At 66.3% G+C, this 8,626-nt stretch carries 6 protein-coding genes; 5 read left to right on the top strand and 1 reads right to left on the bottom strand.

What is annotated here, in order from left to right; genetic code table 11:
* The first annotated feature begins 204 nt into the window (after positions 1-204).
* Positions 205-1,167 (top strand): AraC family transcriptional regulator, encoded by a 963-nt coding sequence (locus DMX12_RS28505; protein WP_110680066.1) that lies wholly within the window; start codon positions 205-207, stop codon positions 1,165-1,167.
* Between the two features lie 55 nt (positions 1,168-1,222).
* Here the strand turns inward: DMX12_RS28505 and DMX12_RS28500 are convergent, their stop codons facing one another.
* Entirely contained in the window at positions 1,223-3,211 is a 1,989-nt protein-coding gene (locus tag DMX12_RS28500; RefSeq protein WP_110680065.1) for a TonB-dependent receptor, read from the bottom strand.
* A gap of 295 nt (positions 3,212-3,506) precedes the next feature.
* Between DMX12_RS28500 and DMX12_RS28495 the strand changes: the two genes are divergently transcribed.
* The 4 genes from DMX12_RS28495 to DMX12_RS28480 all read left to right on the top strand — a co-directional run bounded on the left by DMX12_RS28495 (position 3,507) and on the right by DMX12_RS28480 (position 8,366).
* Entirely contained in the window at positions 3,507-4,682 is a 1,176-nt protein-coding gene (locus tag DMX12_RS28495) for a M20 aminoacylase family protein (RefSeq protein WP_110680064.1), read from the top strand.
* 84 nt (positions 4,683-4,766) lie between these two features.
* Positions 4,767-6,077, top strand: a complete 1,311-nt coding sequence (locus DMX12_RS28490) for a citrate-proton symporter (RefSeq protein ID WP_110680063.1) — start codon at positions 4,767-4,769, stop codon at positions 6,075-6,077.
* On the top strand, positions 6,074-7,531 hold the full coding sequence (locus DMX12_RS28485; RefSeq protein ID WP_110680062.1) for an amidase: 1,458 nt from the start codon (positions 6,074-6,076) through the stop codon (positions 7,529-7,531). The genes DMX12_RS28490 and DMX12_RS28485 overlap by 4 nt, the downstream gene beginning before the upstream one ends.
* A gap of 64 nt (positions 7,532-7,595) precedes the next feature.
* The gene (locus DMX12_RS28480; protein WP_029886042.1) at positions 7,596-8,366 is read left to right on the top strand and encodes an IclR family transcriptional regulator; all 771 of its coding nucleotides are present in this window, start codon (positions 7,596-7,598) and stop codon (positions 8,364-8,366) included.
* The last annotated feature ends 260 nt before the right edge of the window (positions 8,367-8,626 follow it).

Here is an 8,626-nt window from a genome sequence, read left to right as displayed (position 1 = left end):
GGCGGGGGGCAAGTCGGGTCACGGTAACTTCCTGTAGTTGTCGCGTGTGTGGCCGTTGCGGGCCCACGGATAAGGAACGAAACGGGGCATGGCCGAATCAGCTCAAAGGGTGGTATATATTAAATAAGAATCATTCACATAAAATATGCGAGCCGGAGCCGTTTCTATGCGGTGCGATGGCCGCAGATCCTCAGGGATGTCTTCATGAACACGAGCAACGCCACCTGCCGCCTGGGCCTGGACCAGCCCCGGCACCGTTCGCTGAGCGCCGACGGGCGCCTGCGCCTGCAACTGGACGAAGCCTACGGGCAGTGCCACACCGACCTGCTGCAACTGGAGCAAGGCCTGTCGCTGGGGCGCCTGCATTACCACCCCACACGCCCGCTGGTGGAGGAGACCTGCGGGCCGCATGACGGCCACGTGATGGTGGTGACGGTGGGGCTGCAGGGAAAATCCGGCTTCATCGGCCAGGACGGCAGCAGCCTGGCGTTCGAGGCGGGGCACACCACCATCACCGCCTTCCGTGCCACGCCTGGCGAGCGCCGGTACCAGGCCAACGAAACCGCTTCGCAACTGCGCGTGGTGATCGACCACGCGACGCTGTGCAAGTACGTGGGCGAGGCACGGGCCACTGAAGTGCTGGGCAGCGGCCGGTTGCACCGCCTGGATTTCCGGCCCAGCTCCCAGGCCGCCCAAGCCCATGCCGCCGCGCTGGTGCGCTACCTGCAACCGGGCGGTCTGGACCCGGCCCACCGGCTGGACCTGCATATCCACACCCTCAGCCTGCTGGCCGAGCAGTTCAACCTGCTGGCGCCGCCACCCAGCGCCGCCGCGGCCTTGAGTACCAGCGACGTGCAGCGTATCGAGCGGGCGCGCAACCTGTTGTGCGAGCAACTGGACAAGCCGTTGACCGTGGATTACCTGGCCACGGCGGTGGGCATGAACGAACACAAGCTCAAGGAGGGGTTCCGTTACCTGTTCGACACCACACCGGCACGCATGCTGCTGGAATTGCGCATGCGCAAGGCCATGACCTTGCTGGAGGCCGGGCAACAGGTGGCGCAGGCGGCGTGGCAGGTGGGGTACAAATACCCGAACAACTTCACCGTGGCGTTCACCCGCTATTTCGGGCGGTCACCAAAGTCGATCTTCGGGCGCAAGCGCTGAGCCCGGTCAGGGCGCCGCTGCGGGCCATGGCGTGGGTCGCAGCGGCGCGCGCCCCCTACAGCTCGAAGCTGACCCTCATCCCCACCTCGCGTGGCGGGCTGTAAACGGTCACAGCGCCATTGAGCAATCCCTGGGCGTCGTAGCGCTTGTCCAGCAGGTTGTCGACGTAGGTGCTGACGGTGTACTGCCCGAAGCGGTAGCCAGCGCTCAGGTCCACCAGGCCGTAGCCGGGGCGCCGATAGGTATTGGCAGCGTCCAGATACACCTTGCCCACCGCACTCAGCGCGCCCTGCACGTACCAGCCGGCATCGGCGTCGTAACGCAGGCCCAGGTGGCCGGTGAAGGCCGGGGCGAACGGGTTGCGGTTATCCTCGTAGTCGTTGCTCCCCTCGCGGAACCGCTCGAAGCGGGTGCGGTTCAGCCCCAGCGCCGCAGTGAGGGTCCAGCGTTCACCCAGCAGGTATTCCAGGTCCAGGTCCAGGCCGGTTGAGGTCGCCGCTGCCGCATTGGTGATGTACACCAGCCCCTGCTGCACCAGTTGCTGTACCTGCATGTCACGCACCTGCATGCGGTACAGCGCCGCCGAGTAGCGCAGGCGCTGGTCCGCGGTCAGGCCCTTCAGGCCCACCTCAAGGCTGCGCACCTGCTCCGGGTCGTACGCCGGGTTGCCGGCGCTGCTGGCGAAGGCATTGAAGCCGCCCGCACGCATGCCCTGGCTGTAGCTGACGTAGGCCTGGGCATCGTCGCTCAGCGCATACTGCACTGCCACCTTGGGGGTGAAGTGCTGCCAACTGTCGGACTGGTTGCGGTTGCCTGCCGGGTCGATCCAGGCACGTGCGTACTCATAGCGGCCACCCAAGGTCAACGACCAGGCCCCCGACAGCGGCTGCAGCCATTGGCCGAACAGCGCGGCGGTATTGCCACCCAGGCCGGCCTGGGTGCGGCTGAGCCCCATCGGCAGTTTCTGCTGGTAATCCAGGTCGTGGTCTTCACGGTCGGCATACGCGCCCAGCAACCAGCGGCCTTGCCCGTGGCTGCCACTCAGGCGCAGTTCCTGGCTCAGGGTTTCGAAGTGGTAGTCGCGGGCCAGGTGCATGAGGTCGCTTGGCTGGAAGTCGGTGTCCTGGCGTAGACGGTCGTCGAACACGCTGCGTGCGGTGATCGAGCGCAGTTCCAGGTCGCCGCCCAGTTGCCGGCGCAGGTCCAGCGACCAGGTGTCGCCGCTGGAGTGGTTACGCCCGGCCAGCCCGGAATTCACTGCCCGGTCGCGGCCCGTGCGGCTGCCCCATTGCGCGGCCTGGTCGCGGTATTTCAGGGTGCTGTAGCGCAGGGTCGCGTCGGTGAGCGCGTCCGGCGTCCAGCGCAGGGTCAGGCGGCCGCTCTGGCGCTCGCGGTCGTCGGCTTTGCCACCGGCGAAGTCGTCGTCCAGGTAGCCGTCCTGGCTTGTCCATTGGCCGGCGGCGCCTGCATACAGGGTGCCTTCTATCAGCGCGGTGCTCAGGTCGGCGCTGACCAGGCGCTTGTCACGGCTGCCCAGTCCGGTTTCCACCCGGGCGTAGTCGGCGTCGCCCGGCTGGCGCGTGAACACGCTGAGCACGCCGGCCTCGGCGTTGCGACCGTACAGTGCCGATTGCGGACCGCGCAGGATCTCCACGCGCTCGACGCCCACCAGGTCATTGTCGAAGCCTTGGCCGCGCAACACCGGCACGCCGTCGACCAGCATCAGCAGCGAGTTGGAGAAGGCCGTGGCATTGGAGGTCAGGCCGCGCACCACCGGCAGTTGCGTACCCGACTGGCCAAAGGGCTGGAAGGTGAACCCCGGGGTGCGCCGCACCAGTTGTTCCAGCGAGTCCACCGGTGTGCTCTGCAGGGTCCGGGCGTCGATCACCGAGAGGCTGGCAGGCAACTGGTCGCGGGCTTGTTCAAGCTTGTCGCTGGCCACCACCGTGTCTTCCAGCACCAGCCGTTCGCTCGCGCTCGTCGGCGTTATACCGCCTGCGACCACCAGCCCTGTGAAAACCCCCACCAGCGTTGTTCTGGCCATGCCCGTTCCTCGATGTTGGCAACGCGCACCCCGCACGGGCACGCAACGGCCGGCATTGTAGCGCCTGACCGAGAATCATTCGCGTCTGCAACCTATGCGCCAGCGACGGTTTCCTATGCGTGGCCGCGGATGGAGCACCACCAGCACCAGGCTTTTGTTCCGCAGCATGAAACCAGTTTCGGTTGTGTGCCACGGCAGGCCAGGTTTAGCTGGCAGCCAGCACGACCTGCCTCACCCGTCGTGACCTCAAGGCGAACAACAAGAACGGGAAACCACCCGCACAAGGAGACTGCACATGTCCCGACATCAGCACATCCTGGCCTGGCTGAACGATGTGGCCAGCGACTTGCACGCGATCCGCCATGATATTCACGCCCACCCGGAACTGGGCTTCGAAGAAAACCGCACCTCAGCGCTGGTCGCCCGCCACCTGGAACAATGGGGCTACGAGGTGCACACCGGCATCGGCAAGACTGGCGTGGTGGGCGTGCTGCGCCATGGCAGCAGCCAGCGCCGCCTGGGCTTGCGTGCCGATATGGACGCGTTGCCCATTCATGAGGCCACCGGTGCCGCCTACAGCAGCCAGCACCAAGGCTGCATGCACGCCTGCGGCCACGATGGGCATACCACCATGCTGCTCGGTGCCGCCCGCTACCTGGCCGCCACCCGGCAGTTCGACGGTACACTGACGCTGATATTCCAGCCGGCAGAAGAGGGGCAGGGTGGTGCCGAGGCGATGCTGGCCGATGGCTTGCTGACGCGTTTTCCCTGCGATGCATTGTTCGGCATGCACAACATGCCAGGTTTGCCCGCGGGGCAGTTGGGCTTGCGTGAAGGGCCGATGATGGCTTCGCAAGATCTGCTCACCGTGACCCTGGACGGGGTGGGGGGCCACGGCTCCATGCCGCACCTGACGGTCGACCCGCTGGTTGCCGCCGCCAGTGTGGTGCTGGCATTGCAAACCGTGGTGGCGCGCAATATCGACGCCCAGGAGGCAGCGGTGGTGACGGTGGGGGCCCTGCAGGCCGGCGAAGCGGCCAACGTGATCCCGCAACAGGCACTGCTGCGCCTGAGCCTGCGGGCACTGGATGCTGAAGTACGGGCGCAGACCCTGCAGCGGGTGCGGGCGATCATCACCCACCAGGCTGAAAGCTTCGGCTGCCGTGCCAGCATCGAGCACCGCCCGGCGTACCCCGTGCTGGTCAACCACCCGGCAGAAAACGCCTTCGCCACCCAGGTAGCCGTGGAGTTGCTGGGCGCCGACGCGGTGGATGCCAACACCCGCAAGCTGATGGGCAGCGAGGATTTTGCCTGGATGCTGCAACGCTGCCCGGGTGCCTACCTGTTCATCGGCAACGGCGTCGCGGGGCCCATGGTGCACAACCCCGGCTACGACTTCAACGACGACATCCTGCTGACCGGCGCTGCCTACTGGGGCGCGCTGGCAGAGCGCTGGCTAGCACCTGCCTGATCCTGCCGTTTTTACCGACTGCCGCTGGAACCCGGGTGCGACCGTGCCCGGGCGATCACCCAAACACCGAGTGGAGTGTTCCCTATGCAGACTTCGAGTAATGGCGTGTCACGTACCCGGCAAGTGGTGGCTGCCGTCATCGGCAACGCCCTGGAGTGGTATGACTTTATCGTGTACGGCTTTCTGGCCAGCATCATCGCCCGGCAATTCTTCCCCTCCGACGATGAATACGCCTCGCTGCTGATGGCCCTGGCCACCTTCGGTGTCGGCTTTTTCATGCGCCCGGTGGGCGGTGTGCTGCTGGGCATGTACGCCGACCGCAAGGGTCGCAAGGCGGCGATGCAGCTGATCATCCGCCTGATGACCGTGTCGATCGCCATGATCGCCTTTGCCCCCGATTACCTGGCCATTGGCATGGCCGCGCCGCTGTTGATCGTGGTGGCGCGCATGCTGCAGGGCTTTGCCACGGGCGGTGAGTACGCCAGCGCCACGGCCTTCCTGGTGGAGAGTGCCCCGGCCCACCGCAAGGGCCTGTACGGCTCCTGGCAACTGGTGGGGCAATGCCTGGCGGTGTTCGGCGGTGCGGCGATGGTGGCGCTGGTAACCCACCTGTGCTCGCCTGCGGCGCTGGACAGCTGGGGCTGGCGTATCCCGTTCGTGCTGGGCCTGCTGATCGGCCCGGTAGGGCTGTGGATTCGCAAGCACATGGAAGAGCCCGAGGCGTTCATCGAGGCCCGCCGCCAGGCCAAGGGCCGTTCGCCCAGCCTGTTGCAGGTGCTGCGTGAACACCGGCGCAGCCTGCTGGTGGCCATGGGCCTGGCTTCTGGCGCCACAGTATCGTTCTATGTGGTGCTGGTGAACATGCCGACGTTTGCCCACAAAAGCCTGGGCCTGCCGTTGGACCAGGTGCTGCTGGTGCAGATGCTCGCGGTGGGCCTGATGACGCTGGTCATTCCACTGGCCGGGGCGTTGTCGGACCGTTTTGGGCGGCGGCCGGTGCTGATGGCCTTCACCCTGGCGTTCTTCGTGATGGTCTACCCGCTGTATGTCTGGGTCGCCGCGGCGCCATCCCTGGAGCGCCTGCTGGTTATGCAGTTGCTGCTGTGCACGGCCATCGGCGGTTTCTTCGGCCCGGCGCCGACTGCCCTGGCCGAGCAGTTCCCGGTCGAGGTGCGTTCCACCGGCGTGTCGGTGGCCTATAACGTGGCGGTCATGGTATTCGGTGGCTTTGCCCCATTGATCGTGACCTGGCTGACCCAGGCGCTGGGAACCCCGGTGGCGCCATCGTTCTATGTACTGTTTGCCTGCCTGCTGACCTTGTTGGCTACCTACTGCCTGAAAGACGCACCCCGGGCGGGCAAACGGGCTGCCTTCAACCTTGGAGTGAAACCGTGAAGCCGCTTGTCATCGACCCCATTGTCGCCCTCGGCGCCGAAGCCTTGTCCCAGGCCATACACGCCCGCCAGCTGTCGTGTCGCGAGGTGATGCAGGCCTACCTCGTGCACATCGAGCGGTGCAACCCACGGGTCAATGCGCTGGTCTCGCTGCGCCCGGCTGCGGCGCTGCTGGCCGAGGCCGACCAACGTGACCGCGAACTGGCCCGCGGCCATTCACGCGGCTGGATGCATGGCATGCCCCAGGCCATCAAGGACCTGGCGGCCACGGCCGGGCTGCGGACCACACTGGGTTCGCCGCTGTTCGCCGACCAGGTTCCCCTGCACGACGCGATCAGTGTGGCGCGGGTGCGGGCAAGTGGCGCCTTGATCGTGGGCAAAAGCAACGTGCCCGAGTTCGGCCTGGGGTCGCAGAGTTACAACACCTTGTTCGGCACCACCACCAATGCCTACGACCCGACACGGGTGGCAGGGGGCAGCAGCGGTGGCGCGGCGGCGGCACTGGCCATGCGCCTGCTGCCGGTGGCCGACGGCAGCGACATGATGGGCTCGTTGCGCAACCCAGCGGCGTTCAACAACGTGTTCGGCCTGCGCCCATCCCAGGGGCGGGTGCCCCACGGCCCTGCGCCGGAATTGTTCGTGCAGCAGTTGGCCACCGAGGGGCCGATGGGCCGCAGCGTGACCGATGTGGCCCGGCTGTTATCGGTTCAGGCCGGGGCAGATGCACGGGCACCGCTGGCGCTGAGCGAAGGCCGGCGCGATTTCGCTGCCGGCTTGCAGCGCGATCTGCGCGGCGTACGGGTGGGCTGGCTGGGGGACTACAACGGCTACCTGCCGATGGATGACGGGGTGATGAGCCTGTGCGAATCGGCCTTGGCCGACTTCGCAGAGCTGGGCTGCCGGGTCGAGGCCTGCCAACCGGCATTCGACCTGGCTCGCTTGTGGCAGTGCTGGCTCACGCACCGCCACTTCCTGGTGCATGGCAGCCTCAGCGCAGCCTATGCCGACCCGGCCCGGCGCACACTGCTCAAGCCCGAAGCACAGTGGGAGGTGGAAGGCGGCTTGCAGTTGAGTGCTGCAGCGCTGTACCAGGCTTCGCTGGACCGTAGTGACTGGTACCGCGCCATGGCTGAGCTGTTCGAGCATTACGATTTCCTGCTGCTGCCATCGGCCCAGGTGTTCCCTTTCGATGCGGGCCTGCCATGGCCGCAGCGGGTAGGCGGGCGGCCTATGGACACCTACCACCGCTGGATGGAAGTGGTGATCGGGCCGACCCTGGCCGGCTTGCCGAGCATGAGCGTGCCGATCGGTTTCAACCCTGGCGGCTTGCCCATGGGCTTGCAGATCATTGGCCCGGCCCAGGCAGACCATTCCGTGTTGCAGTTGGCCTATGCCCATGAACAACTCACCGGCTGGGTGCAGCGTTGCCCGCCGCCCAGCCTGCAGGCGCCATGAGGTGCTGGCCAGGCGCGCTTTTTGCTGGCTATGCTGACCCTCTGGCAACCAGGAGGTCATCCCCATGGGCATCACGGCAGAAGGTGGCGGCGTGCGTTCGGTGGAGCGGGCGCTGGCCATCGTCGACCTGCTGGGCGAGCACCAGGCACTGGGCCTTGAAGAACTGCATTACCTGACCACACTGCCCAAGGCCACGGTGTCGCGCATGCTTGCTACCTTGCAGGTGCAGGGCTGGGTTTATCGCGGCCTCAGCGACCGGCGCTATCGGCTGTGCTCGCGGCGCTTGTACGGTGACCGCCAGTTGCGCTTCAAGCGGCGCCTGGTGGAACGCGCCGCGCCGATGCTGCTGGAGTTGAGTGAACGTACCGGGTTGGTGGTGGACCTGTCGTGTTTCGATGGTCAGCGGCTGGAGGTCATGGAAAGCGCCATTCCGCAGATCCTGCGCAAGCGTTACCCGCATACCTGCCAGATCGTCGGCCATCATGCCAGCCTGTTCCATTCGGCGATGGGCCGTGCCTGCCTGGGTGAGCTGGGGCTGGAGGAGGTACAACGCCTGGCGGCCGATGCGCGGCTGGGGGACGATGCGTTGCTGCGCGATATCGAGAAAGAGGCACACAAAGGTTTCGGCCAGCGCACCGAGGGCCACTGGGAGTACCCGGTACGCCTGCCGCACCTGATTCGCGCCATTGCCTTGCCCGTGCATGCCGAAGGCCGCCTGGCCGGGAGCATCGCCTTGCACTGGCCATTGGACCAGGCGCCTGTCGAGCGGGTACTGAGCCTGCACCTGAGCAGCCTGGCGAGCACGGTTGGCGAGGTGCAGCGGGCGTTGGCCTGAGGCTGGCGGCGGTGCCTTCGCACCCTATGGCCGCTCTTGGTGCCTGATGCTGCTTACTTGAGGGTGATGCCACACTGATCGGGGCTGCTGCGCAGCCCATCGCAGGCAAGCCAGCTCCCACAGGGATTGCATCAGGGCTGACAGGTGTTTGCCACAAGGTATGCAGCGCCTGTGAGATCGAGCGCCGCCCGCGCGGCGCATCGCGAGCTGCGCTCGCTCCTACGTTTGTTTCGGGCCAATTATTCCTGTGGGATTTGCGC

Source organism: Pseudomonas sp. MB-090624 (assembly GCF_003205245.1).
Classification (GTDB): domain Bacteria; phylum Pseudomonadota; class Gammaproteobacteria; order Pseudomonadales; family Pseudomonadaceae; genus Aquipseudomonas; species Aquipseudomonas juntendi.
This window is presented reverse-complemented; position numbering and strand designations above follow the sequence as displayed.